The 23,861-nt window shown below is 64.4% G+C and carries 26 protein-coding genes; 18 read left to right on the plus strand and 8 right to left on the minus strand.

Annotation, left to right across the window (positions count from 1 at the left end; all coding sequences use genetic code 11):
* Positions 1-6: 6 nt before the first annotated feature.
* Positions 7-1,212, minus strand: a complete 1,206-nt coding sequence (locus P9220_RS04785; RefSeq protein WP_309763830.1) for an SAM-dependent methyltransferase — start codon at positions 1,210-1,212, stop codon at positions 7-9.
* Positions 1,213-1,225: 13 nt separating this feature from the next.
* Here P9220_RS04785 and P9220_RS04790 point away from each other — a divergent pair, with 13 nt between their 5' ends.
* The 5 genes from P9220_RS04790 (at position 1,226) to glmS (ending at position 6,806) form a co-directional block, all read left to right on the plus strand.
* On the plus strand, positions 1,226-2,071 hold the full coding sequence (locus tag P9220_RS04790; RefSeq protein ID WP_309763831.1) for an SDR family oxidoreductase: 846 nt from the start codon (positions 1,226-1,228) through the stop codon (positions 2,069-2,071).
* A gap of 16 nt (positions 2,072-2,087) precedes the next feature.
* Positions 2,088-2,489 (plus strand): dihydroneopterin aldolase, encoded by a 402-nt coding sequence (locus P9220_RS04795; protein WP_035962310.1) that lies wholly within the window; start codon positions 2,088-2,090, stop codon positions 2,487-2,489.
* Positions 2,486-3,445 (plus strand): tRNA 2-thiocytidine(32) synthetase TtcA, encoded by a 960-nt coding sequence (gene ttcA / locus P9220_RS04800; protein WP_309763832.1) that lies wholly within the window; start codon positions 2,486-2,488, stop codon positions 3,443-3,445. Before P9220_RS04795 ends, ttcA begins: the two co-directional genes overlap by 4 nt.
* Positions 3,446-3,553: 108 nt before the next feature.
* The gene (gene glmU / locus P9220_RS04805; protein ID WP_309763833.1) at positions 3,554-4,915 is read left to right on the plus strand and encodes a bifunctional UDP-N-acetylglucosamine diphosphorylase/glucosamine-1-phosphate N-acetyltransferase GlmU; all 1,362 of its coding nucleotides are present in this window, start codon (positions 3,554-3,556) and stop codon (positions 4,913-4,915) included.
* 73 nt (positions 4,916-4,988) lie between these two features.
* Positions 4,989-6,806: a glutamine--fructose-6-phosphate transaminase (isomerizing) gene (glmS, locus tag P9220_RS04810; RefSeq protein ID WP_309763834.1), complete on the plus strand. Its 1,818-nt coding sequence runs from the start codon at positions 4,989-4,991 to the stop codon at positions 6,804-6,806.
* A 366-nt stretch (positions 6,807-7,172) separates the two neighbouring features.
* On the opposite strand, the gene P9220_RS04815 is transcribed toward glmS, so the two are convergent.
* Positions 7,173-7,877, minus strand: a complete 705-nt coding sequence (locus tag P9220_RS04815) for a FadR/GntR family transcriptional regulator (RefSeq protein ID WP_309763835.1) — start codon at positions 7,875-7,877, stop codon at positions 7,173-7,175.
* Positions 7,878-8,182: 305 nt separating this feature from the next.
* Here P9220_RS04815 and garL point away from each other — a divergent pair, with 305 nt between their 5' ends.
* The 4 genes from garL (at position 8,183) to gudD (ending at position 12,855) form a co-directional block, all read left to right on the plus strand.
* Positions 8,183-8,968, plus strand: coding sequence for a 2-dehydro-3-deoxyglucarate aldolase (garL, locus tag P9220_RS04820; RefSeq protein WP_309763836.1), 786 nt, complete (start codon positions 8,183-8,185; stop codon positions 8,966-8,968).
* A gap of 66 nt (positions 8,969-9,034) precedes the next feature.
* Positions 9,035-9,931, plus strand: a complete 897-nt coding sequence (locus P9220_RS04825) for a 2-hydroxy-3-oxopropionate reductase (protein WP_309763837.1) — start codon at positions 9,035-9,037, stop codon at positions 9,929-9,931.
* Positions 9,932-10,136: 205 nt separating this feature from the next.
* Entirely contained in the window at positions 10,137-11,471 is a 1,335-nt protein-coding gene (locus P9220_RS04830; protein WP_309790206.1) for an MFS transporter, read from the plus strand.
* Between the two features lie 34 nt (positions 11,472-11,505).
* Complete coding sequence (gene gudD / locus P9220_RS04835) at positions 11,506-12,855, plus strand: glucarate dehydratase (protein WP_309763839.1); 1,350 nt, start codon at positions 11,506-11,508, stop codon at positions 12,853-12,855.
* Positions 12,856-12,873: 18 nt separating this feature from the next.
* Here gudD and P9220_RS04840 read toward each other — a convergent pair whose 3' ends face one another.
* Both P9220_RS04840 and P9220_RS04845 read right to left on the minus strand, forming a co-directional pair.
* Entirely contained in the window at positions 12,874-13,701 is an 828-nt protein-coding gene (locus P9220_RS04840) for a DUF72 domain-containing protein (RefSeq protein WP_309763840.1), read from the minus strand.
* 122 nt (positions 13,702-13,823) lie between these two features.
* Positions 13,824-14,120: a hypothetical protein gene (locus tag P9220_RS04845; protein WP_309763841.1), complete on the minus strand. Its 297-nt coding sequence runs from the start codon at positions 14,118-14,120 to the stop codon at positions 13,824-13,826.
* A gap of 303 nt (positions 14,121-14,423) precedes the next feature.
* Here P9220_RS04845 and arsC point away from each other — a divergent pair, with 303 nt between their 5' ends.
* Positions 14,424-14,846, plus strand: a complete 423-nt coding sequence (gene arsC / locus P9220_RS04850; protein WP_309763842.1) for an arsenate reductase (glutaredoxin) — start codon at positions 14,424-14,426, stop codon at positions 14,844-14,846.
* Between the two features lie 115 nt (positions 14,847-14,961).
* Positions 14,962-15,261, plus strand: coding sequence for a hypothetical protein (locus P9220_RS04855; protein ID WP_309763843.1), 300 nt, complete (start codon positions 14,962-14,964; stop codon positions 15,259-15,261).
* A 152-nt stretch (positions 15,262-15,413) separates the two neighbouring features.
* Here P9220_RS04855 and P9220_RS04860 read toward each other — a convergent pair whose 3' ends face one another.
* Positions 15,414-15,911 carry an MgtC/SapB family protein gene (locus P9220_RS04860; protein ID WP_309763844.1) on the minus strand — a complete coding sequence of 166 codons (498 nt, stop codon included), beginning with the start codon at positions 15,909-15,911 and terminating at the stop codon, positions 15,414-15,416.
* 176 nt (positions 15,912-16,087) lie between these two features.
* On the opposite strand from P9220_RS04860, the gene P9220_RS04865 reads away from it, so the two are divergent.
* The gene (locus P9220_RS04865) at positions 16,088-16,486 is read left to right on the plus strand and encodes a RidA family protein (RefSeq protein WP_309763845.1); all 399 of its coding nucleotides are present in this window, start codon (positions 16,088-16,090) and stop codon (positions 16,484-16,486) included.
* Between the two features lies 1 nt (position 16,487).
* On the opposite strand, the gene P9220_RS04870 is transcribed toward P9220_RS04865, so the two are convergent.
* Positions 16,488-17,087 (minus strand): alpha-ketoglutarate-dependent dioxygenase AlkB, encoded by a 600-nt coding sequence (locus P9220_RS04870; RefSeq protein ID WP_309765387.1) that lies wholly within the window; start codon positions 17,085-17,087, stop codon positions 16,488-16,490.
* A 147-nt stretch (positions 17,088-17,234) separates the two neighbouring features.
* Here P9220_RS04870 and P9220_RS04875 point away from each other — a divergent pair, with 147 nt between their 5' ends.
* Positions 17,235-17,627: a response regulator gene (locus P9220_RS04875; protein WP_309763846.1), complete on the plus strand. Its 393-nt coding sequence runs from the start codon at positions 17,235-17,237 to the stop codon at positions 17,625-17,627.
* A gap of 15 nt (positions 17,628-17,642) precedes the next feature.
* Here the strand turns inward: P9220_RS04875 and P9220_RS04880 are convergent, their stop codons facing one another.
* Together P9220_RS04880 and P9220_RS04885 are read right to left on the minus strand one after the other, a co-directional pair.
* On the minus strand, positions 17,643-18,449 hold the full coding sequence (locus P9220_RS04880) for an endonuclease/exonuclease/phosphatase family protein (RefSeq protein ID WP_309763847.1): 807 nt from the start codon (positions 18,447-18,449) through the stop codon (positions 17,643-17,645).
* A gap of 32 nt (positions 18,450-18,481) precedes the next feature.
* On the minus strand, positions 18,482-19,012 hold the full coding sequence (locus tag P9220_RS04885; protein WP_309763848.1) for a hypothetical protein: 531 nt from the start codon (positions 19,010-19,012) through the stop codon (positions 18,482-18,484).
* 270 nt (positions 19,013-19,282) lie between these two features.
* Here P9220_RS04885 and P9220_RS04890 point away from each other — a divergent pair, with 270 nt between their 5' ends.
* The 5 genes from P9220_RS04890 to P9220_RS04910 all read left to right on the plus strand — a co-directional run bounded on the left by P9220_RS04890 (position 19,283) and on the right by P9220_RS04910 (position 23,856).
* Positions 19,283-20,260 (plus strand): AAA family ATPase, encoded by a 978-nt coding sequence (locus P9220_RS04890; protein ID WP_309763849.1) that lies wholly within the window; start codon positions 19,283-19,285, stop codon positions 20,258-20,260.
* 184 nt (positions 20,261-20,444) lie between these two features.
* On the plus strand, positions 20,445-21,545 hold the full coding sequence (locus P9220_RS04895; RefSeq protein ID WP_309763850.1) for an NAD(P)/FAD-dependent oxidoreductase: 1,101 nt from the start codon (positions 20,445-20,447) through the stop codon (positions 21,543-21,545).
* Positions 21,546-21,675: 130 nt separating this feature from the next.
* Positions 21,676-21,990 (plus strand): high-potential iron-sulfur protein, encoded by a 315-nt coding sequence (locus P9220_RS04900; protein ID WP_309763851.1) that lies wholly within the window; start codon positions 21,676-21,678, stop codon positions 21,988-21,990.
* 253 nt (positions 21,991-22,243) lie between these two features.
* Entirely contained in the window at positions 22,244-23,533 is a 1,290-nt protein-coding gene (locus P9220_RS04905) for an MFS transporter (RefSeq protein WP_309763852.1), read from the plus strand.
* A gap of 11 nt (positions 23,534-23,544) precedes the next feature.
* Entirely contained in the window at positions 23,545-23,856 is a 312-nt protein-coding gene (locus P9220_RS04910; protein WP_309763853.1) for a cupin domain-containing protein, read from the plus strand.
* Positions 23,857-23,861: the final 5 nt, after the last annotated feature.

Raw genomic sequence — 23,861 nt, forward strand, 5'->3', positions numbered from 1 at the left:
AAGAACCTAAAGCGTATGCGACCGGTCGCCCGACGAAAACGCATCGACCGTACCCGGGATACCGCGTGAAAACGCAATCACCTTGAACAACTCGCCCATCTCCGCCTCGGACAAGAGCTTCTGCACGGCATTAGCCGCAGGCAAAAAACGCTTCACATCCGCAGGATCGAATTCATTGAGCACATCCGTGATGCCGGCGTTCATCAGAAACCGCGCCTGCGATGTAAAGCCCAGCAAATCAGCACCCGTCCCCACGCCCGCTTCCGCAATGCCGGTGAATTCCACATGCGCTGTAATATCCTGCAACCCCGGATACAAAAACGGATCGGTGTGCGCACGATGCCGGTAATGGCACATCAGCGTCCCGCCCGCGCGCTGCGCATGATAAAACTCGCGGCGCGGAAAACCATAATCGATAAAGAACGCCGCCCCGCGCACGAGCATCGTGCAAACGGTTTTCGTGAATGCAAGCGCGGCCTCATGCGTCTCCGTCAGATATTCGGCGAAAGGCTCGTCATTGGTCTCATCGATGGCTTCATCGATCAAACGGATCGGCTCATCGACAGAAAGAGAACAATCCTCGAACCCAAAGCCATCGTCCCGGACAACGACGCCCCGCTCGTGCCACGCGCCCAGCTTGCGCACCACCAGACGCACCGGCATCGCGTCGAGCACTTCGTTGCCGATCACCACGCCTTCGAACGCATCGGGCAACGCATCGAGCCATTCGACCTTCGCGGCGAGCGCGGGCGCTTGCGCCGTCAACGTCTCGCGCTGCCGATCGCGCAGCTCGCCCGATAGATCGACAATCGAGTAACGCTCGACGTCCACGCCGAGTTCCGCAAGCGCCGACAGCAGCCCTGACGCGAGCTTGCCCGTGCCGGCGCCGAACTCCATCAGAGCTCGCGTGCCGCTTTCCCGCAACGCCTGCGCCACCGGCCGCGCCAGCGTCTTCGCGAACAAGGGCGACAGTTCGGGCGCCGTCACGAAGTCGCTGCCGTCTTCCGCGCGACGGCCGAACTTCATCGCACCGCCGCTGTAGTAGCCAAGGCCGGGCGCGTACAGCGCCAGGTCCATGTATCGGTCGAAGGGAAGCCAGCCGCCCGCCGCCGCGATGCGCTCGCGAATCAGGTGAACCAGCGCCTCGGACTGCGCGAGCGCGTCGGCGCCCGGAGCAGGTAAACTATCGGATCGTTGAGCATTCGGATTCATCCCAGCATTGTAAATGAGCGCTTCCTCGCCGTTTTCCCCCGCAAATCCGCCTGTTTCCCGCTCCGGGGAACCGCGTCCACGCGCCGTGCTCGTGACGGGCGCAGGCAAACGCATCGGGCGGGGCATCGCGCTGGAATTCGCCCGCCAGGGATGGAACGTCGCGGTTCACTACGGCCAGTCCGAACGCGAAGCACGCGAAACCGTCGCGCAGATCGAAGCGCTCGGCCGCCGCGCGGTCGCCCTCCAGGCCGATCTCGCCGATGAAGCCGCCGTCGCCCAACTCGTGCCCGCGTGCGTCGAATCGTTCGGCGGGCTGCAGTGCGTGGTGAACTGCGCGTCGCGCTTCGACGAAGACACCGCCGCGAACTTCGGCTACGCGAAGCTGATGCAAATGACCGCGGTGAATCTCGCCGCGCCGCTCACGCTCGCCCGCACGCTGCACGAAGCGACGCCCGACGACGCCGCCAACGACGACGCGCGCCGCGGCGTCGTCATCAACGTGCTCGATCAGAAGCTCTACAACATGAACCCGGATTACCTCTCGTACACGCTGACGAAGGCCGCGCTCGACAATGCGACCGTCGCGCTGGCGCAGGCGCTCGCGCCCAGGCTGCGTGTCGTCGGGCTCGCGCCGGGACTCACGCTCGTCTCGGCGTGGCAGACGCCCGCGTCGTTCGAGGCGGCGCATCGCGTGACGCCGCTCGGGCGCGCATCGACCGTCGACGATCTCGCGCAGGCCGCGTGCTATCTGGCGAACGCGCACGGCGTGACCGGCACGACGCTCGTCGTCGATGGCGGGCAGCATCTCGTGCCGAGCCCGCGCGACGTGATGTACATGATCGACGCGCAAAAGCCTTAACCTTGGAACCCCACACATGCTTGCCGCTCTCTCGCATCCCCGGCTGACCGATTGCCGGCGGCTTTTCCTGCGCAATTACGAAGTGCGCATCAACATCGGCGTGCACGACTTCGAGAAGCGCGGCGAGCAACGCGTCGTGATCAACGTCGAGCTGTTCGTGCCGCTCGCGCTGTCCACACCCGTCGCTGACAAGCTCGCGGAAGTCGTCGATTACGATTTCATGCGATCCACCATCGCGGAGCGCGTGAAGCGCGGCCACATCCATCTGCAGGAAACGCTCTGCGACGACGTCGCCGCCGCGCTGCTCGCGCATCCGAACGTCCGGGCCGTCGCGGTATCGACGGAAAAGCCCGATGTCTATCCGGACTGCGACGCGGTCGGCGTCGAAGTCTTTCGCATCAAAGAGGAACGAGCATGAACGCGCGTGAAGCCATCGACCACGTAGAAGAAGAAAAGCCCGCGCGCGAAGCCATGACGAAGCGCCAGCAGAAAGAAGCCTACGAGAACAACAAGCTGTTCAAGCGGATCGCGCGGCAGGTCGGCCAGGCGATCGGCGACTTCAACATGATCGAGCAGGGCGACAAGGTAATGGTCTGCCTGTCCGGCGGAAAGGACAGCTACGCGATGCTCGATATCCTCATGCGCCTGCGCGAGCGCGCGCCGATCGACTTCGATATCGTCGCCGTCAATCTCGATCAGAAGCAACCAGGCTTTCCGGAGCATGTGCTACCGGAGTATCTGTCGAAGCTCGACATTCCGTTTCATATCGAGAATCAGGACACGTACAGCATCGTCAAGCGGCTCGTGCCGGAAGGCAAGACGACGTGCTCGCTGTGCTCGCGGCTGCGGCGCGGCATTCTGTATCGCGTGGCGGGCGAGCTCGGCGCGACGAAGATCGCGCTGGGGCATCATCGCGACGACATCCTGCAGACGCTTTTGCTCAACATGTTCTACGGCGGCAAGCTGAAGGGCATGCCGCCCAAGCTGCAATCGGACGACGGCAGGAACGTCGTCATCCGTCCGCTCGCTTACGTGAAGGAAACGGACCTCGAGAAATACGCCGAACTGCGCGAATTCCCGATCATCCCGTGCAATCTGTGCGGCAGCCAGCCGAACCTGAAGCGCGCGGAAATGAAGGCGCTGATCCGCGAATGGGACAAGCGTTTTCCGGGGCGCGTCGAGAACATGTTCAACGCGCTGTCGAACGTGGTGCCGTCGCATCTGATGGACAGCGCGCTGTTCCCGTTCGCCAGCCTGCGCGCGACCGGCGAGCCCGATCCGCAAGGCGACATCGCGTTCGACGAAGAACCGTGCGCGAGCGAACCGTCAGGATCGTCGAAGGCCATTTCAATTGTCCAGTTCGACGACCTGTAAAAGCTCGTCCGACAAGGCCGGGCGTGGTTTCGGGGCGCCGTTTCGGACAAGTTCGCATGCTATATTGGCCCGACCTCAAACCCGGCTTCAACCTGCAAGAAACTCGCGATGAACATCGTCATCCTCGCTGCCGGCATGGGCAAGCGCATGCGCTCCGCCCTGCCGAAAGTACTTCATCCCCTGGCGGGCCGGCCGCTGCTGGCACATGTCATCGAAACGGCGCGCACGCTGTCGCCTGCGCGTCTGGTGGTCGTCGTGGGACACGGCGCGGACAAGGTCCGCGAAGCCGTCGGCGCGCCCGACGTGCAATTTGCCATTCAGGACAAGCAACTCGGCACCGGACACGCCGTGCAGCAGGCGCTGCCGCTGCTCGATCCCTCCGTGCCGACGCTCGTGCTCTACGGCGACGTGCCGCTCACGCGCGCCAGCACGCTGAAGCGCCTGCTCGACGCGGCCGGACCCGAACGCTACGGCGTGCTCACGGTAACGGTGGATGATCCGAGCGGCTACGGCCGCATCGTGCGTGACGCGGGCGGCGCGGTGCGAAAGATCGTCGAGCAGAAGGATGCGAGCGAAGAAGAACGGCGCATCGCGGAGATCAACACGGGCATCGTCGTATCGCCGACGCGCACGCTGGACGCATGGCTCGCGTCGCTCAAGAACGACAACGCTCAAGGCGAGTTCTATCTGACCGATGTCGTCGAGCGCGCGATCGAGGCCGGCGTCGAAGTCGTCACGGCGCAGCCCGACGCCGAATGGGAAACGCTCGGCGTGAACAGCAAGGTTCAGCTCGCGGAACTGGAGCGCGTCCATCAGCGCAACGTCGCGCACGCGCTGCTCGAAGCCGGCGTGACGCTGGCCGATCCCGCGCGCATCGACGTGCGCGGCACGCTGGAATGCGGCGCGGACGTATCCATCGACGTGAACTGCGTGTTCGAAGGCCGCGTGACGCTCGCGGACAACGTGAGCATCGGGCCGAACTGCGTCATTCGCGATGCATCGATCGGTGCGGGCACGCGCGTCGATGCGTACACGCATATCGAAGGCGGCACGACGGGCGCGAAGGTCGTGCTCGGACCGTACGCGCGGCTGCGTCCGGGCGCGGTGCTCGGCGACGAAGCGCACGTCGGCAACTTCGTCGAAGTGAAGAACGCGGTGATGGGTCACGGCGCGAAGGCGAACCACTTGAGCTATATCGGCGATTCCGATATCGGCGCGCGCGTGAATGTCGGCGCGGGCACCATCACCTGCAATTACGACGGCGCGAACAAGCATCGCACGATCGTGGAAGACGATGTGTTCATCGGCTCGGACACGCAACTCGTCGCGCCGGTGCGCGTCGGGCGCGGCGTGACGATCGCGGCGGGCACGACGGTCTGGAAGGACGTGGGCGAAGGCGAACTCGTGCTCAACGAGAAGCGCCAGGTCAGCAAGACGGGCTACGTTCGCCCGACCAAGAAGAAAAGTTGAAGCGCGCTGGGCCGTGCCGAAAGGCGCGGCCTTCTCATTGGTGCGTTCGGTTCGGATATCAAAGGAAAACGCCATGTGCGGAATTGTCGGCGCGGTTGCGCAACGTAACATCGTCCCGGTGCTCGTCGAAGGTTTGCGGCGGCTCGAATATCGCGGCTATGACTCGTGCGGCGTCGCCGTATTGAGTCATGGCGAGCCGCGCCGCGCGCGCAGTGTCGCGCGCGTGTCGGATCTCGACGCGCAAGTGAAGGAAACGGACCTCGCCGGCATGACGGGCATCGCGCACACGCGCTGGGCGACGCACGGCGCGCCCGTCACCGACAACGCGCATCCCATCTTTTCGCGCGATACGGTGGCGCTCGTGCACAACGGCATCATCGAGAACTACGAGTCGCTGCGCACGATGCTGCGCGACAAGGGTTACGAATTCGTCTCGCAGACGGATACCGAAGTCATCGCGCATCTGATCCACAGCATGTATCGCGGCGATCTCTTTCAGACCGTGCGCGAAGCCGTCAAGCAATTGCACGGCGCGTATGCGATCGCGGTGATGCACAAGGATCAGCCGCATACGGTGGTGGGCGCGCGCCAGGGTTCGCCGCTCGTCGTCGGCGTGGGCGAGGGCGAGAACTTCCTCGCCTCCGATGCACTCGCGCTGGCGGGCAGCACCGATCGCTTCGCGTTCCTGGAAGAAGGCGATGTCGTCGAAATCGCGCTGGATGGCGTGAAGATCGTCGATCGCCAGGGCTTGCCCGCCGAGCGCGAAGTGCGCGTGGTGACGGCGTATGGCGGCGCGGTGGAGCTCGGGCCGTATCGCCACTTCATGCAGAAGGAAATCTTCGAGCAGCCGCGCGCGATCACCGACACGATCCCGCAAACGGACGGCTTCGATCCGGTTCTCTTCGGCGAGAACGCGAGGGATGTGTTCGCGGGCATCGACAGTCTGCTGATTCTCGCGTGCGGCACGAGCTATTACTCGGGGCTGACGGCCAAATACTGGCTGGAGTCGATCGCAAAGATTCCGACGCAAGTGGAGATTGCGAGCGAGTATCGGTATCGCGAGTCGGTGCCGAATCCGAAGGCGCTGGTCGTCGTCATTTCGCAATCGGGCGAAACCGCCGATACGCTCGCCGCGCTGAAGCACGCGCAGTCGCTCGGCCACGCGCATACGCTCGCCGTATGCAACGTCGCAACGAGCGCGATGGTGCGTCAGACGGAGCTCGCGTTCTTGACCCATGCGGGAACGGAGATCGGCGTGGCGTCGACGAAAGCGTTCACGACGCAGCTCGTCGGCCTGTTCGTGCTGGCGGTGACGCTCGCGAAGCTGCGCGGCCGCGTCGATGCGAAGCAGGAAGCCGCGTATCTCGGTCAATTGCGCCACTTGCCGGCGGCGCTCAATAGCGTGCTGGCGCTGGAGCCGCAGATCATCGCTTGGTCGGAAGAGTTCGCGCGCAAAGAGAATGCGCTGTTCCTCGGGCGCGGGCTGCATTATCCGATCGCGCTGGAAGGGGCGCTGAAGCTCAAGGAGATTTCGTATATTCACGCGGAGGCGTATCCGGCGGGCGAGCTGAAGCACGGGCCGCTCGCGCTCGTGACGGAAGCAATGCCGGTCGTGACGGTCGCGCCGAACGATACGCTGCTCGAAAAGCTGAAGTCGAACATGCAGGAAGTGCGGGCGCGTGGCGGCGAGCTGTACGTGTTCGCCGATGCGGATACGCGCATCGTCAGCGAAGACGGGATTCATGTCATCCGGATGCCGGAGCACTACGGGGCGTTGTCGCCCATCCTGCACGTGGTGCCGCTGCAACTGCTCGCGTATCACACGGCGTGTGCGCGCGGGACGGATGTCGATAAGCCGCGGAATCTGGCTAAGTCGGTGACGGTGGAGTGATGTCGTTGCGGGTGTAGTTGGATGCAAGCCAGGAGCGCCTCTTCCGAGGCGCTTTTTTATTGCTGCACGCAGTCCGATTCCGCGTTTACCTGTGGACAACCCTGTAAACACCCGCCGCGTAAACTGTTCACCCTTTCTGCATAACCCGCCGTCTCGCTGGAATGACTAAAAGTTGTCCTGGCTTCGCGTGGAAATCCGCTGACAAATACCGAAGTTGTTTACTCGGCAAGTCATTGACGCAAAACGAGCGAAGGGGGTTATCCACTGAAACGGCGCGGGCTTGTTAACTACTACCACGTATACATACGAATCCTTTTGTTTACCTAGAGACGCGCCGAGCGCTGCCCAAAACAAAAGCACCGCCACTCACTCGACAGCCGTCTCGTGAACCTGCCGCAGCCGCTCACGGCTGTTGCTCAAGTGCATCCGCATCGCGGCGCGGGCATCGTCGGCATCCTGTCGAACGATGGCCTGATAAATCGCCTTGTGTTCGTTCAGCACATTACGCAATCGCTCGATCTGGTCCAGTTCCGCGATCTCGGCTTTGCCGAGGCGCGTGCGCGGGCTCACCGCGCGCCCCATCTGACTGAGCACATCGTAGAAATAGCGATTGCCGCTCGCCCGCGCGATCTGCAAATGGAACTCGACGTCATGCTCGAGCACATCGGTGCTGTGATTCGCGATCTGCTCTTCGTAACGTTCGATGGCGCGGGCAATCTGCCTGAGATGCTGCTCCGTCCGGCGCCCCGCCGCGAGCGCAGCCGCCGCGCCTTCAAGATCGATTCGAAATTCGATGATCGCCATGATGTCGAGCAGGCTCGACAAGTCGGCATCGTAAAGCCGCACCGACTCTCGATCCGCCAGCGCGCGGATGAACGTCCCGACGCCGTGCCGCGTCTCCACGATGTTCGCCGCCTGCAACCGCGATACCGCTTCCCGCACCACCGAGCGGCTCACCGTCATCTGTTTCATGAGCGCGGCTTCGGTCGGAATCTTGTCGCCGGGGCGAAGCACGCCACGTTCGATCTCTTCGATGAGCGCGGCGACGACTTTGTCGGTGAGGCTGGCCATTTTCGGTGTTCGTTCTGATAGTGATCGATGTCGGATGACGCTGTTGACGCGCCGGCGCAGGTTACGCCGGGACGTCCGATGAACCATCATGGAGTCACGGTTGCGCTCCGTCAATTCTGCACGTTCATCGATCATAAGACATCATATCTCCGGTAGCTGATGCGACATACTAGTGAAACGCCTTTACTGCAACGACGTTTAGGGTTAACGCTCCGTTCCAACCGCGCGAAAAGCGGGTATCTTCTGTTAAGACGTCCTATGACTTAATCACCTAGCCATCGCGCAGCCGCCACCAGGGAGGCACCATGCCGTCTTCGACACCGTATCAACCTTTACCCAATGCGTTCCGCACATCGCTGCGTGCGCGAGACAAGCTGATCGGCTGCTGGTCCTCGCTGGCGAGTCCGATCGTCACCGAGTTGCTGGGCGTCGTCGGCTTCGACTGGATCCTGCTGGACGCCGAGCACGCGCCCAACGATGCGCTCACGTTGATACCGCAACTGATGGCGCTCAAGGACAGCGTGAGCGCGCCCGTCGTGCGCCCGCCCGCGAACGAACCGGTCGCGATCAAGCGGCTGCTGGATGCCGGCTTCGTCAACTTCCTGATTCCGTTCGTCGACAGCGCCGCCGACGCTCGCCGCGCCGTCGCAGCCACGCGTTATCCGCCGCACGGCATCCGTGGCGTGTCGGTCGGGCATCGCGGGAACCGGTACGGGACGGTCGCGGACTACTTCAAGGTGGCGAACGACAACATCAGCGTCGCGGTGCAGATCGAAAGCCGCGCGGCCGTCGATGCGATCGACGAAATCGCGGCCATCGATGGCGTCGATGCGCTGTTCGTCGGCCCGTCCGATCTCGCCGCCTCGTACGGCCATCTCGGCAACGCGAATCATCCGGACGTGCAGGCCGCCATCGCCCGCGTGTTCGAACGGGCGCACGCGGCCGGCAAGCCGAGCGGCATTCTCGCGCCCGTGCAGCAAGACGCGGAACGCTATCTGTCGATGGGCTGCACGCTCGTCGCCGTCTGCGCGGACCTCGGCATGCTTCGCAACGCCGCGCAGGGCGTGAAGAAACAATTCATCGAAGAGTAAGCTGCGGAAGGTCCGCGCTTCTCTCGCAACTCCAGGACATCGATACCTGAACACAAGGAGCAATACATGGCGACAAAAGCAGGCTTCATCGGTCTCGGCATCATGGGTCTTCCCATGGCGGCCAATCTCGTCAAGAACGGCGTGGAGCTGGCCGCGTTCACGCGCAGCGGCGTGCCGGCCGAACTGACGCAGGCGGGCGCCACGGCATGCGACAGCCCGGCGGCCGTGGCAGAGAAAGCCGACATCGTCTTCCTGATGGTGCCGGACACGCCCGATGTCGAGCGCGTGCTGTTCGGCGAGAACGGCGTTGCAAATTCGCTGCGCGCCGGGCAGATCGTCGTCGACATGAGCTCGATTTCGCCGATCGCCACGCGCGAGTTCGCCGCGAAAGTGCGGGAGCGCGGCGCCGATTACCTTGATGCGCCCGTCTCCGGCGGCGAGGTCGGAGCCAAGGCGGCGTCGCTCACGATCATGGTCGGCGGCGCGCAGGCCACCTTCGACAAGGTGAAGCCGCTCTTCGAGATGATGGGCAAGAACATCTCGCTGATCGGCGAGGTCGGCGCGGGGCAGGTGTGCAAGGTCGCGAACCAGGTGATCGTCGCCGCGACGATCGAAGCGGTCGGCGAAGCGCTCCTGCTCGCCTCGAAAGCCGGCGTCGATGCCGAAAAGGTCCGCACCGCGCTGATGGGCGGATTCGCATCCTCGCGGATTCTGGAGGTCCACGGCGAACGGATGACGAAGCGCACGTTCAATCCGGGCTTCCGCATCGAGCTGCATCAGAAGGACTTGAACCTGGCGCTTTCGACCGCGCAATCGCTCGGTGTATCGCTGCCGAATACCGCGACGTGCCAGGCGCTATTCAACGCCTGCGCCGCGCACGGCGGCAAGGCATGGGACCACTCTGGCATGGTCCGGGCGCTGGAGATTCTGGCCGATCACGAAATCGGACAGGGCGCGAAGTAAGCGTTCAAACCCTCCGTCAGCTTCGAGCCGGCGCAAGCCGGCTTTTTTACGCCCGTCGTGTCCGGTTGTCGGACGTCTACTAACCTCATTGCAGTGATTCGGTCAAAACCCGCGCCAGCCGATGCAGCGGGTAAACACGTGATGGCAAAGTCGTCCGATGATCATAAAATGTCATCAGACAACCTACCACATTCCGGAGACAACCTTGCGATCCGCTCCCGTCACGCGCGCCGACGACTTGCTCGAGTCGGCCAGTTCCAAGGTCAAGCGCCACGTCCTGCCCTTGTTCCTCATCATGTTCATCGCGAACTACATCGATCGCGTGAACGTCGGTTTCGTCAACTCGCACATGCAGGCCGATCTCGGCATCGGCGCGGCCGCCTACGGGCTGGGCAGCGGGCTGTTTTTCATCGGCTATGCGCTGTTCGAAGTGCCGTCGAACGTGCTCATGCAGAAGTACGGCGCGCGTGCTTGGCTCACGCGAATCATGGGAACGTGGGGCATCGTCGCGGCGGCGATGGCCTTCGTCTGGAACGACACGTCGTTCTACGTGCTGCGCTTTCTGCTCGGCGTGGCCGAAGCGGGCTTCTTCCCCGGCGTCGTTTTCTATTTCACGCAATGGCTGCCGCAGAAGGAGCGCGGCAAGGCGATCGCCGTGTTCCTGGGCGGCTCCGCAATCGCGTCGGTGCTGTCGGGGCCGATCACGGGCGGCCTCCTGTCGATTCGCGGGCTCGGCCTGCACGGCTGGCAGTGGATGTTCCTCATCGAAGGCGGCTTCTCCGTGCTGCTGTGCGGCCTGAGCTGGACGCTGCTGAAGTCGCGCATTGCCGATGCCCACTGGCTCACCGCCGACGAGCGTCACGCGCTCGAGAAAGCGATCGCGAACGAACAGGCCGAGCGCGAAGCCACGAGCGGCCGTCATGTTTCCGCGCTCAAGCTGCTGAAAGACCCGCAGATCGTGCTCTTCTGTTTCCTCTACTTCGCGATCCAGCTCACCATTTACGCCGCGACGTTCTGGCTGCCGACGATCATCCGCAAGATGGGCGGCCTCACCGATTTCCAGGTCGGCTTGTTCAACGCCGTACCGTGGCTGATCGCGATGGTCGCGATGTACTGCTTCGCGCTGCTCTCCGCGCGGTGGCGCTTCCAGCAGGCGTGGCTCGCGACGGCGCTCGTCATCGCGGCGTGCGGGCTGTTCGCATCGACAACGGGCAACCCGGTGCTGTCCTTCGTCGCAATCTGCTTCTCGGCAATCGGCTTCAAGGCGGCGGCGTCGCTGTTCTGGCCGATTCCGCAAGGCTATCTCGATGCCCGCGTCGCGGCGGCCGTGATCGCGCTCATCAACTCGGTCGGCAATCTCGGCGGTTTCTTCGCGCCGGCCACCTTCGGCTATCTTCAACAACATACGGGCTCGGTGTCGGGCGGGTTGTACGCCCTCGGCGTCGCGTCGCTGATCGCGGCGGCGGCGGCCTTTTTGACGCGCAACCGGCGCTCGCAAGGAACGCCCGTCGGCAACGCATCGCCCCGCAACGCACATTGAACGCGGCTTGACCATCCACTTCGGGAACACTCACATGTCGACCAACGCTATCCAATCGAACGCCACTCCGAAAGTCACGGAACTGCGCGTCGTGCCCGTCGCGGGCCGCGACAGCATGCTGATGAACCTCTCCGGTGCCCATGCTCCGTTTTTCACGCGCAACATCGTCATCCTCAAGGACAGCGCGGGGAATACCGGTGTCGGCGAAGTGCCGGGCGGCGAGAACATCCGCAGGACCATCGACGATGCGCGCGCGTTCGTCGTCGGGCAATCCATCGGCAACATGCAGGCGGTGCTGAACCGCGTTCGCACGCAGTTCGCGGATCGCGATGCCGGCGGGCGCGGCCTGCAAACCTTCGACCTGCGCACGACGATTCACGCCGTCACCGCGCTCGAAGCGGCGCTGCTCGACCTGCTCGGCCAGCATCTGGGCGTGCCCGTCGCGGCGCTGCTCGGCGAAGGCCAGCAGCGCGAGGAAGTCGAAATGCTCGGCTATCTGTTCTATATCGGCGACCGCAACAAGACGGAACTGCCGTATGCGTCCGGCGCCGATGGCCGCGACGACTGGGAACGCCTGCGCACCCAAGTCGCGCTGACGCCGGAAGCGGTCGTGCGCCTCGCGGAAGCCGCGCAAGCGCGTTACGGCTTCAACGACTTCAAGCTCAAGGGCGGCGTGCTCGCGGGCGATGCCGAGATCGAAGCGGTCACGGCGCTGGCCGAGCGCTTCCCGGAGGCGCGCGTGACGCTCGATCCGAACGGCGCATGGTCGCTTGCGGAAGCGATTCGCCTGTGCCGCGACAAGCACGACGTCCTGGCTTACGCGGAAGATCCGTGCGGTGCGGAGAACGGCTATTCGGGCCGCGAAGTGATGGCCGAATTCCGCCGCGCGACCGGCCTGCCGACCGCAACGAACATGATCGCGACCGACTGGCGTCAGATGGGCCACGCCATCCAGTTGCAATCGGTCGATATTCCGCTCGCCGATCCGCATTTCTGGACGATGCAAGGCTCGGTGCGCGTCGCGCAGATGTGCAACGACTGGGGCCTCACGTGGGGATCGCATTCGAACAATCACTTCGATGTGTCGCTCGCGATGTTCACGCATGTCGCGGCAGCCGCGCCGGGCAAGATCACCGCGATCGATACGCACTGGATCTGGCAGGACGGCCAGCGCCTGACGCGCGATCCGCTGCAGATCGTCGGCGGCAAGGTGAAGGTGCCGGCGACGCCGGGACTCGGCGTGGAACTGGATATGGACGAGATCGAGAAGGCGCACGCGCTTTATCTCGAGCACGGCCTCGGCGCGCGCGACGACGGCATCGCGATGCAGTATCTGATTCCCAACTGGAAGTTCGACAACAAGCGGCCTTGCCTCGTGCGCTGAAGCCGAAGCGCGAGTTGCTTACGACTCGCGCTTCAATCTTTCGATGAGCGCCATCGCGGCGGCGGGATTGGCGGGCTTATGCCCGCTGATCACGTACAGATAAACGTCACGCGCGGATGCCTTCGCAGCCGGTTTGCCTACTGTCTGCAAGTCGTCGGGCGCACCGCCTGCCGCCCATTGCTTTGCGCGCTTCGCCCAGCCGTCGAGCGCGGCCTTCGTATAGCCGTTCGCCGGCTTGTCGGTCGTGCCCATGATGCGCGCGTAGACGAAGGGCGCGGTCACATCCGCGATTTGCGGATACTTCGAATCGCCCGCCACCACCGCCGCCACGCCGTATTTCCGAAGCAGCGCGACGAACGCCGGATCGACGAAACTCGCGTGCCGCGCTTCGACGGCATGACGAATCGCGCGCCCTTGCACTTCTTGCGGCAGCAGCTTCAGGAAGTTCTCGAAGTCTTCGGCATCGAACTGCTTGGTCGGCGCGAATTGCCAGTTGATCGGGCCGAGCTTGTCCTTCAGTTCCAGCACGCCGCTCGCGAAGAAGCGTTCGATGGATTCGCCCGCTTCCGCAAGCACCCGCCGATGCGTCGAATAGCGCGATGCCTTCAGCGAGAACACGAAGTCGTCGGGCGTTTCGTCGTGCCACTTGGCGAACGTCGCGGGTTTTTGCGAGCCGTAGAACGTGCCGTTCACTTCGATGCTCGTGAGGGCGCGGCTCGCGTATTCGAGTTCGCGCTTCTGCGCGAGTCCTTCGGGATAGAACGTGCCCCGCCACGGCTCGAAGTTCCATCCTCCCACGCCGATGCGAATGCTCGACGTGCCGGTCGTTTTCTTTTTGGTCGCCATGAGGCGTCTCCTGTCCGAACTTGTCACGAGTGTAACGAACACGAAGACCGCGCGTGCGCCGCGCTACATCCTCCCGGCGAAGCAAGGGCGCGTCCGGCGCGCCCTCGGGTGCCGAAGCCGAATCAATTGCCGAAGAAAATATCGCACTGCGGACCGCGCACGCAGGGCCTGGACATCGCGCTGCCGCCCATCGTCATCGAGCCGGCGCCGCCGCGCGTCGACGGTACGCCGCCATACGATGCATCGCCGGTGCTTTCCATGTTCGCGCCCTGCTGCATCGCGCCGGGCTGGGTCCATGTATCCGGCGTGGCCTGCCCTGGCACTTGCGCGGTCCGATAATAGCTTTGCTGCGCCGATGCGACGCCCGCAGCGGCGAGTAACGTGACGGCAAGCGCCGCCCTGACCAGATTCGATTTCATGTCGTCGACTCCTTGATTGGGATGCCCGATGACCGGTGCTGCTTCATCGCGCATCCGTACGTATCCGATGAGCCGCCGGAAGCGCGCAGCGCGGACGTTCGTGCATCGCTTCTTCCCTTCGCGTTGCGCGCGTTTGCGGCATTTCCGTTATAGGCGGCGCGTTTCGCAATGAACAGGAAATACGCTTTACCGTCGGCGATCCGGTCGGCGATATGACACGATACGGTCAACGATGACATGCGCCGCCCGCAATAGAATGCAAGTCATGCACGAACCCACGAATCACGGACTCAGGAGAGCGCGATGACCGTCACCATCTACCACAACCCCCAATGCGGCACGTCGCGCAACACGCTCGCGCTCATCCGCAACGCGGGTATCGAACCGAATGTCGTCGAATATCTGACGCATCCGCCGAGCCGCGAGACGCTCACTGCGCTGATCGCGCGCGCCGGGCTTTCCGTGCGCGACGCGCTGCGCGAAAAGGGCACGCCGTACGCGGAACTCGGTCTCGGCGATCCCGCGCTCACCGACGATCAGCTCATCGACGCGATGCTCGCCCATCCGATCCTCATCAATCGCCCGTTCGTCGATACGCCGATCGGCGCGCGGCTGTGCCGTCCATCGGAACAGGTGATCGATATCCTTCCGTCGCCGCAGAAAGGACCGTTCACGAAGGAAGACGGCGAAGTGGTCATCGACGAGCAGGGCAAGCGCGTGCGCTGACGCACATGGCCGTTACTCGACGTTACCTTTCTCGCATTGCCGTTGCACCTGTGTCCGACCTCGCCTTCTAGACTGCACCTGACTCACACGGCACGCGGTGCAGGAGATAAGCGAGATGAAGAACAAACTTCTTGGTACGGTCGTCGGGCTCGCCGGACTGGCGGCGCTTGCGGTATCGGCATCGGCTTCGGCGCATGTCGATGTGGCGGTCGGCGTCGGCGTGCCGGCTTATTACGGCCCGGCGCAACCGGTGTACGTGCAGCCGGCGCCGGTCGCTTATGGCTATGGCTACAGATACGGCGACGGCTGGCGCGAGCAGCGCTGGCGCGAACATGAATGGCGCGAGCGCCGTGAGCGCCACTGGCGGCATGAAATGCGTCGCGAGGAGCGCTGGCGCGACCGGCACGGCTGGTAACGGAACCGGCTTCATCTACGCGGCGGGCTTTCCCGGCCCGCCGCGTTTTCGTTCGCGCTGCGCCGACGCGTCGCACGCAATCGCCCGCAGTCGCGCGGATGCGATCGCTTGAATGGGCCAGCGGCAAACGCGATGCCCGCGCCGCGCGGCGATCAGTCCTCGTCGACGCTGCCGCCCGCTTCGCGTTCGCCGGGCGGCTTGCGCATCCATCGCCGAAGCAGGCTTTTCTCGACGACGCGGCCCACGATCAGCAGCACGATCAGCATGACGGTAGCGATGATCGCGAGGCTCCAGACGCCGAGCCCGCACAGGATGCCGACCGCCGCCGTGACCCAGATCGAAGCGGCCGTCGTGAGCCCGCGGATGCGATTCTCCGTCTGATTCTGAATGATGACGCCCGCGCCCAGAAAGCCGATCCCCGTCACGATGCCCTGCACGACGCGCGACACGTCAGCGTCGTCGTAAAGCGTGCGCGTGGAGAAGCCCATTGCGCACATCGTTGCGATGCAGGCGCCGAGCGAGACCAGCCCGAGCGTCTTCATGCCGGTCGGCTTGCCGTGCAGATCGCGGTCGATACCGATGATGCAGCCCACGAGCACCGCGCAAAGCATTCGCAGGACGGCATCGATGAGGACGGGGTAGGGCAGCATCGCGGGCTCCGTTGTCGGTTTTCTTGTCGCGCGGAGAGGGGCGCGGATCGGTATTGCAACTGTAAGTCCGTCGATCTTCGCATTGAAGCGATGCAAACGACAGTGGCGCGCACCGCGCGAATTTTGTCGCGCTAACGTGCTGTGCTCCGCACTACGTACAAGCGAGTGAAAACGACATGACTCACCAGGCGAAGTTCTCGATGGTCGACGCGGCCCCGACGCCCGTCGGCCCGTTCTCGCATGCGGCCGAAGCCGACGGCTGGGTGTTCCTGACCGGCCAGATGCCGACGCATCCCGACGACGACAACGCGCCGCTGCCCGATGGCATCGCAGCACAGACGCGACGCGTGATGGACAACCTCATCATCGTGCTGACGGGTTTGGGCCTCACGCTCGACCACGTCGTGAGCGTGCGGATCTTCCTGACCGAATTCAAGCGCGATTACGACGCGATGAATGCCGTGTATCGCTCGTACTTCGCGCCGAAGCCGCTGCCGGCGCGCACGTGCATCGGCGTGACGGCGCTCGCACGCGATGCGCTCGTGGAAATCGACTTCGTTGCAAGGCGCCCGTAGATCAGCGACGCGCCTTCGACGCATCCACCCATCGGAACGTGAGATTGATGCGCTCGCCGCGCGCGCCCGGCTCCTTCGGCACGCGATGCACCCATTCGAGCTGCGTGCGTCCGCGCATGACCAGAAGACTGCCGTGAGTGAGGGAGAGCGTGTGCGTGGTGTGCGTGCGGACATGGCGAAATTCGAACGTCCGCGCCGTGCCGAGGCTCACGGATGCGATCACCGGCTCCGGCCCGAGTTCGCGTTCCTTGTCGGCGTGCCAGCCCATGCTGTCCTGTCCGCTGCGATAGCGATTGATCAGCACGCTGTTGAAGCGCGCCCCGGCGGCTTCTTGCGCCGCATCGCGCAGTTGCGCGACGGCGGGCGTCCACGGCTGCGGCACGTTGCGTATGCCCGAGTAGACATAGACCGCATCCGGCTCGCCTTGCCATGCGGTGAGTCGGGGCAGCGGCACGCGGCCGCCCGGCGTGTTCATGGTGTCCTGCTGCCAGCGCACTTCATCGATCAGCGCGCCCATCAGGTCGCAGCCGGCGTCCGCGGCGATCCAGTCCGGATGCCACGCGATATCGGGCTTGGGGATGTCGTCGAAGAGATCGAACATGGCGATGCGCGCCGATGCGTCCAAAAGGTTCACGATAGCAGAGCCATCGCGCGGCGGCGTTGCGCTTTGATTGCGTTATCGCACGTTTGGGCGCGCGCGGAGCGTGTGCTACAGTCGGCGCGATCATCTTGAAAATAAGGGAGGCGCATGACGACCACCGCCGAAGCACACGGCGGCGCGGAAAGCCGCCGCATCCTGCTTGTCGACGATAGCGCCGACGCCGCATTCGCCATGTCGATGCTGCTCGAAGCTCTCGGTCATGAAGTGCGCACGGAGCACGACGGCCCGTGCGCGCTGAAGTCCATCGACGATTTCCGGCCCGACGTAGTGGTGCTGGACATCGGCCTGCCGGGAATGAGCGGCTTCGACGTCGCGCGCGAGATGCGCAAACGCGATGCGACTCGCGGCGCGCTGCTGCTCGCGCTCACGGGTTACGGCAGTGCCGCTGACCGCAAGGACGCGCTCAACGCCGGTTTCGATCATCACCTCACGAAGCCGGTGTCCATCGGCGATCTTCAGGCGCTGCTCGCGCGCACGTAAGCGCGCGAGCAAGTCTCATTCGATCCGCAGCCTCGCCATGTAGGGCAGGTGATCGGAGAGCCACGCGGTGTCCTGCGTCGGCACGAGCCATTCGAGCGGCCTCAGTCCGCGTACGAACATCTTGTCGAGCGCGAGCGCCGGCGAGAACGCCGGGAACGTGCGGCCCGATTCGCCGAGCATAGTCGCCACTTCGTGCATGCCCAGTTCGCCGAAGAGCGGCACCGAGTCGTTGCGCCAGTCGTTGAAATCGCCCGCCAGCACGAGCGGCCCGTCGGGCGCTTCCTTCGCGATCCAGTGCGCGATCCAGTTCATCTGACGCAGCCGCGCCGCACGCGTCAGTGCGAGATGCGCGCACAGCAGCGTGATGGCGTGACCTGCGAACGTCGCGCGCGCCACGAGCAGCCCGCGCTTTTCGAAGCGATGCGCGGAGATGTCCCATCGTCCGGACAGATCGAGCGGATGCGGTGAAAGGATGGCGTTGCCGTGCCGCCATGACGGCTTGAACACGTTCGGCCCGAGCGCGATCTGCAGTTCGAGCGCGGTGGCGATTTCAGTGGCCTGGCAATGCCAGACATCGTCGAGCGGAGCGGAGAGCGGCTTGCCGAAGCCGCTTGCGAGCACCGGCTGCGGCATGCGCCGCGCCATCGCTTCCTGAAGGAAATAGACGTCGGCGTTGGTGGTCTGAACCCACCGCTGCATCGCGGTCCACGCGCGCAAGCCGAGCGGCGAGCGGCCCTTGTGCAGATTCCAGCTCACCGCCGTGAAATCCGGCGTGATGGCATTCGCGGACGGTGCTGGCGGAAGATGTTCTGGGTTTCGCATGCGTTCGTTGTCTTGTACGCGCCGGCAGCCGGTCACTCGGCCGGCGCGGATGGTGCGAGGCTGGCGCGCACCCGGTACGCCAGCGACGGATTGCTGTCGATGATCTGCCACTGCGCCCATTCTCCCGGCTTCAGCACGAGACCGGGATGCGAGCCGCTCACCTGGCGCGGCGTCGGCGGCAGCTTGCAGCCGGACGCCGATGTGCGCGATGCATCCTCTTCGATCATCTCCTGCGCATCGATGGCGAGCGTGATGTCGTCGGCGCTCGCGTGCGTCGGCGACACGGTGACGGTGCGTTGCAGGTCGATATCGCCGGCCGGCTTGTCGGCGCAACCGACGCGGTTCTGCACGACATTGTGATGCGTGTCCGTGCGGGCCTGACCGACGTTCGTCGTCGCGGAGAACGAGTCGATCTGCTGGCCGTCGCGCACGACTTGCAGTTCCCAGTCGACCGGCTGCGGCGCGTTCTGCGCCAAGACGCCGTGATTCGCGGCAAGGCAGGCGCTCACGACGAGCGCGGATCGGAGCCGATGCAACAGTGCGGTGCGGTTTCTTTTCGTCATTGAAAGCTTCTCCGGCGCGCGGGCTTGATCGGATGGCGGCCCGGCCGCACCCGCGCTGGCGTGCGACGGCCGCCGAATCGGCGTTGCTCGGCCGTGTCGGGAGCACGTTCCGAACCCGCCCGCCGCATCGATCCGACGATGATACTAGCCCACGGCATCATCGGCTGACACGACCGATATTGGCAGCAGACGCCCCCGACTGCTCGCTTGCGCATGGTTGTGTCATCGATACACTGAATCCGTCGATCAATCAAAACGACGGGGTGTGACATGACGACGGCCGTGGTCAAACAAGAACTGGCGGTGGCATCGTTCAGCAAGGTCTACAGTCTCGACGACGTGGAAAGCGCGCTCAACGACCTGTCCGACGGCGCAAGCGAAGCCCTGCGCGCCACCTACGAAAAGATGCTCAAGGTCGGCAATTTGCGCTTCTGCGTGAAGCCGAACCGCATGCCGTCCATCGACGATCTCGCGGCCTCGCTGCCGAACTTCGACGAACCGCTCGACGACATCCGCAAGCAGATCGCGCTGTGCCTCGAAACCGACGACCGCCTCGAACTGTTGCCGATGCTGCTCCTCGGCGAACCGGGCATCGGCAAGACGCACTTCGCGAAACAACTCGCGCGGCTGCTCGGCACGTCCAGCCATTACGTCGCGATGAGTTCCCTCACGGCCGGCTGGATTCTGTCGGGCGCGTCGTCGCAATGGCGCAATGCGAAGCCGGGAAAAGTGTTCGACGCGCTCGTGAACGGCAGTTACGCGAACCCCGTCATCACCGTCGATGAAATCGACAAGGCAACCGGCGACGCGCAATACGATCCGCTCGGCGCGCTCTATGCGCTGCTCGAGCACGACACGGCGCAGTCGTTCATCGACGAATTCGCGGAAGTGCCGATCAACGCGGGCAACGTCGTGTGGATCGCGACCGCCAACGACGCCCGCGCGATCCCCGAGCCGCTTCTCAACCGCATGAACGTGTACGAGATTCCCGCGCCGGACCGCGACGGCGCGCGGCGTATCGCCCAGGCGATCTACGCGGAGATTCGCGAAGCGCACGCGTGGGGCGCGCGCTTTCCCGAAACGCTTGCCGACGCCCCGCTCGATGCGCTCACGCAGGCATCGCCGCGTGGCATGCGGCGCGCGATGCTCAACGCGTTCGGCAACGCGCGTATCGACGGGAGGCATCGCGTCGAGGCGCGCGATATTCAGCTCGATCGGCAGTCGCGCCGGAAGTCGATGGGGTTTTGACGAGGCGAAATTGGCGAAACTGCCGAAAAGCGGCCGAAAACCTGCCATTTTGGACATCTGGCGGGCCGATTCTCGACTTTTTCCGAATTGCACCGGAAAACGACGTCAACCGCGCGGTTTTGTTGTGCGACGCGCAATAGTCGCGCACGTAGAATAGTTAGATCGAGTTGGCGCGGAAAGAGACATGGATCGGATCGAATGCGTGGTCATCGGGGCGGGCGTGGTCGGGCTCGCCATTGCGCGGGCGCTGGCCTTGCGCGGGCGCGAAGTCATCGTGCTGGAAGCGGGCGAGGCCATCGGCGTCGGCACGAGTTCGCGCAACAGCGAAGTGATTCACGCGGGCATCTACTATCCGCGCGGTTCGCAAAAAGCCGAGCTGTGCGTGCGCGGACGCGAGATGCTGTACGAATTCTGCGCCGCGCATGGCGTGCCGCATCGGCAATGCGGGAAGCTGCTCGTCGCGACCGCGCGCAACCAGATTCCGCAGCTCGCGGCCATCGAACAGAAGGGCATCGAGAATCGCGTCGAAGGGCTCGCGCGCATCAGCGGCGCACAGGCGATGGAAATGGAACCGCAACTGCGATGCGTCGAAGCGGTGTATTCGCCGCGCACGGGCATTGTCGACAGCCATCAGTTCATGCTCGCGCTTCAGGGCGATGCGGAGAACCACGGCGCGAGCGTCGTGTTCCATACGCCGGTGGTCGGCATCGATGCGCGCGAAGGCTGCTTTATCGTCGAGACGGGCGGGGAAGCGCCCGCGCGGTTCCGGGCGTCGTATCTCATCAACAGCGCCGGGCTGCACGCGAACGATATCGCGCGGCGCATTCGCGGCCTCGACGACCGTCACGTGCCGCCGCTCTACTTCGCGAAGGGCAATTACTTCAGCGTGAGCGGGCGCGCGCCGTTCGAGCGGCTCATCTATCCGATGCCGAACGAGGCGGGCCTCGGCGTGCACCTGACGATCGATATGGGCGGTCAGGCGAAGTTCGGCCCCGACGTGGAATGGGTGACGTCGCTGAACTACGATGTCGATCCGCGCCGCGCCGATTCCTTCTATGCGGCGATCCGCGCGTACTGGCCCGGCCTGCCCGACGACGCGCTGCAGCCGGCCTATGCCGGCATCCGGCCGAAGCTCTCCGGCCCCGGCCAGGCTGCCGCCGATTTCATGATCCAGGGCAAATCGGCGCATGGCGTGCCGGGGCTCGTGAATCTCTTCGGCATGGAATCGCCAGGGTTGACGGCATCGCTTGCCATCGGCGAGCGCGTCGCGGACATGGCGCGGTAGTTTCGGCAGAGCGGCCGTCACCGCTTATTCCGAGGATTCGTCGTCATGCTGTCGCTCGTGTGTTGATATGCTCGGGTCGTCGCCGTCGTCAGAACGGCGCTTCCCCCAATACAACATGGAGCGAGTCACCATGAAGACATCCCGTCGCACGTTTCTGATCACCAGCGTGGGCGTTGCATCGACGTTCGCGCTCGGCTCACGCGCCGCTTTCGCCGACGCGCCGAAGGTGGAAGAAAGCGATCCTACCGCTCAGGCGCTCGGCTACAAGCTGGACGCGAGCAAGGTCGACAAGGCCAAGTTCCCGAAGTACGCCGCGGGCCAGGACTGCGGCAACTGCCAGTTCTACCAGGGCAAAGCCGCCGATCCGTTCGCGCCGTGCCCGATGTTCGCGAACAAGCTCGTCGCATCGAAGGGCTGGTGCAGCGCCTACGCCAAGAGGGCCTAACGCGGCAAAAGCGTATCCATCGAAGCGCGCCCGGCTGAAAAGCCCGGCGCGCTTTTTCGTTTCGCCGCTTCTTTCGCTTTTCCTCATCGCTTGATAACCCAACGCGCGGTCTTTACACTCGCCAAGGCTAAAAATAACCTCGCGCTTCGCTTTCGATGCCTCGATTCGTCGACTCGCGGATAAGGCGGCGGCGCGGCACACTACATCGTCGGACCCATGAGTCCGGCGCACATCCAACGACAGAGGGGTACGCATGGCAGGCAGACCATTGAACGCGCGCGCCGTAGTGGCCGCCGTGATCGGCAACGCGCTGGAGTGGTACGACTTCACCGTTTTCGGGTTCATGACCGTCGTGATCGCGCGGCTGTTCTTCCCGAGCGAGAGCGACTACTCGTCGATTCTCCTGACCACCGCGACCTTCGGCGTCGCGTTCGTGATGCGGCCGATCGGCGGCATCGTGCTCGGGCTGTATGCGGATCGCGCCGGGCGCAAGGCCGCGCTGATGCTCGTCATCGGGATGATGACGCTCGGCATCCTGCTGCTCGCCATTGCGCCGCCTTATTCGGCGATCGGGATCGGCGGACCGCTCATCATCGTGGCGGCGCGGCTCATTCAGGGCTTTTCCGCAGGCGGCGAGTTCGGCAGTTCGACGGCGCTCCTGATCGAAGCCGCGCCGTTCTCGAAGCGCGGCTTCTACGGCAGCTTCCAGATGGCGAGCCAGGCCGCCGCGCTGCTGCTCGGCGCGGTGGTCGGCGCAGCGGTGTCGCGCGGAATGTCGCCGCAGGCGCTCGAATCGTGGGGCTGGCGCGTGCCGTTCATCCTCGGGCTCGTGATCGGGCCGGTCGGCCTGTACATCCGGCGCAACATGACGGACACGGAAGCCTTCCTGCACGCGCGGAAGACCGCGCAGCCCGCGACGCTCGGCGAAGTGTTTCGCGGGCACAGCCGGGAAATCCTGTGCGGGCTCGGCTCCGTCGTCGCGCTGACGGTCACGGTCTACGTGCTGATCGCCTACCTGCCGACGTTCGCGGTCAAGCAACTGAAGCTGCCGTTCGGGCAGTCGTTCACGGCGTTGATCGTGGGCAATCTGCTGCTGACCGTGCTGTGCCCGGTGGCGGGCGCGTGGTCAGATCGCATCGGCCGCAAGGGACTGACGCTGTGGTCGCTGCTCATCACGCTCATCGTGATCTATCCGCTTTTCGCGTGGCTCGCGGCCGAGCCGAGCGTGATGCGGCTCGTCATCGTGCAGAGCGTGCTGTCGATCACGCTGTCCGGGTACTACGGCCCGTTCGGCGCGCTGCTCGCGGAGCTGTTCCCGGCGCACGTGCGGTCGACCGGCTTGTCGCTCGCGTATAACATCGCGGTGATGATCTTCGGCGGCTTCGGGCAGTTCATCGTGACGTGGCTGATCCGCGTCACGGAATCGCAACTCGCGCCGACCTTCTATGTGATGGCCGGACTCGTGATTTCGCTCGTCGCGGTCGCGTGCATTCCCGCCGCGCGCCACGCCGACGTCGACGAAGCGCGCAGTGTCACTCGTTAGGCGGCATCGCCATGAAAGTAATTGAAAGCGGCAAGTTCACGGCAGAGCGCGCGTGGGGCGCGCTCGATATCTGCGTGATGAACGGCACGTCGTGCCGTCTGCACTGGACGGACGCGCCGTATAAATGGCACGTAAACGACGGCGAGGAAGTGTTCGCGGTCATGGACGGCGTGGTGCGGATGCACGTGCGCGACGCCGACGGCGAGCGCACCGTCACGCTCAATGCCGGCGATATCTTCCACGCCCAGGCCGGCGACGAGCACTACGCCGAACCCGTGGGCGCGGCGCGTATTCTCGTGATCGAGAAACAGGGAAGCGTCTGACCGCG

Source organism: Caballeronia sp. LZ016, from assembly GCF_031450805.1.
Classification (GTDB): Bacteria; Pseudomonadota; Gammaproteobacteria; order Burkholderiales; family Burkholderiaceae; genus Caballeronia.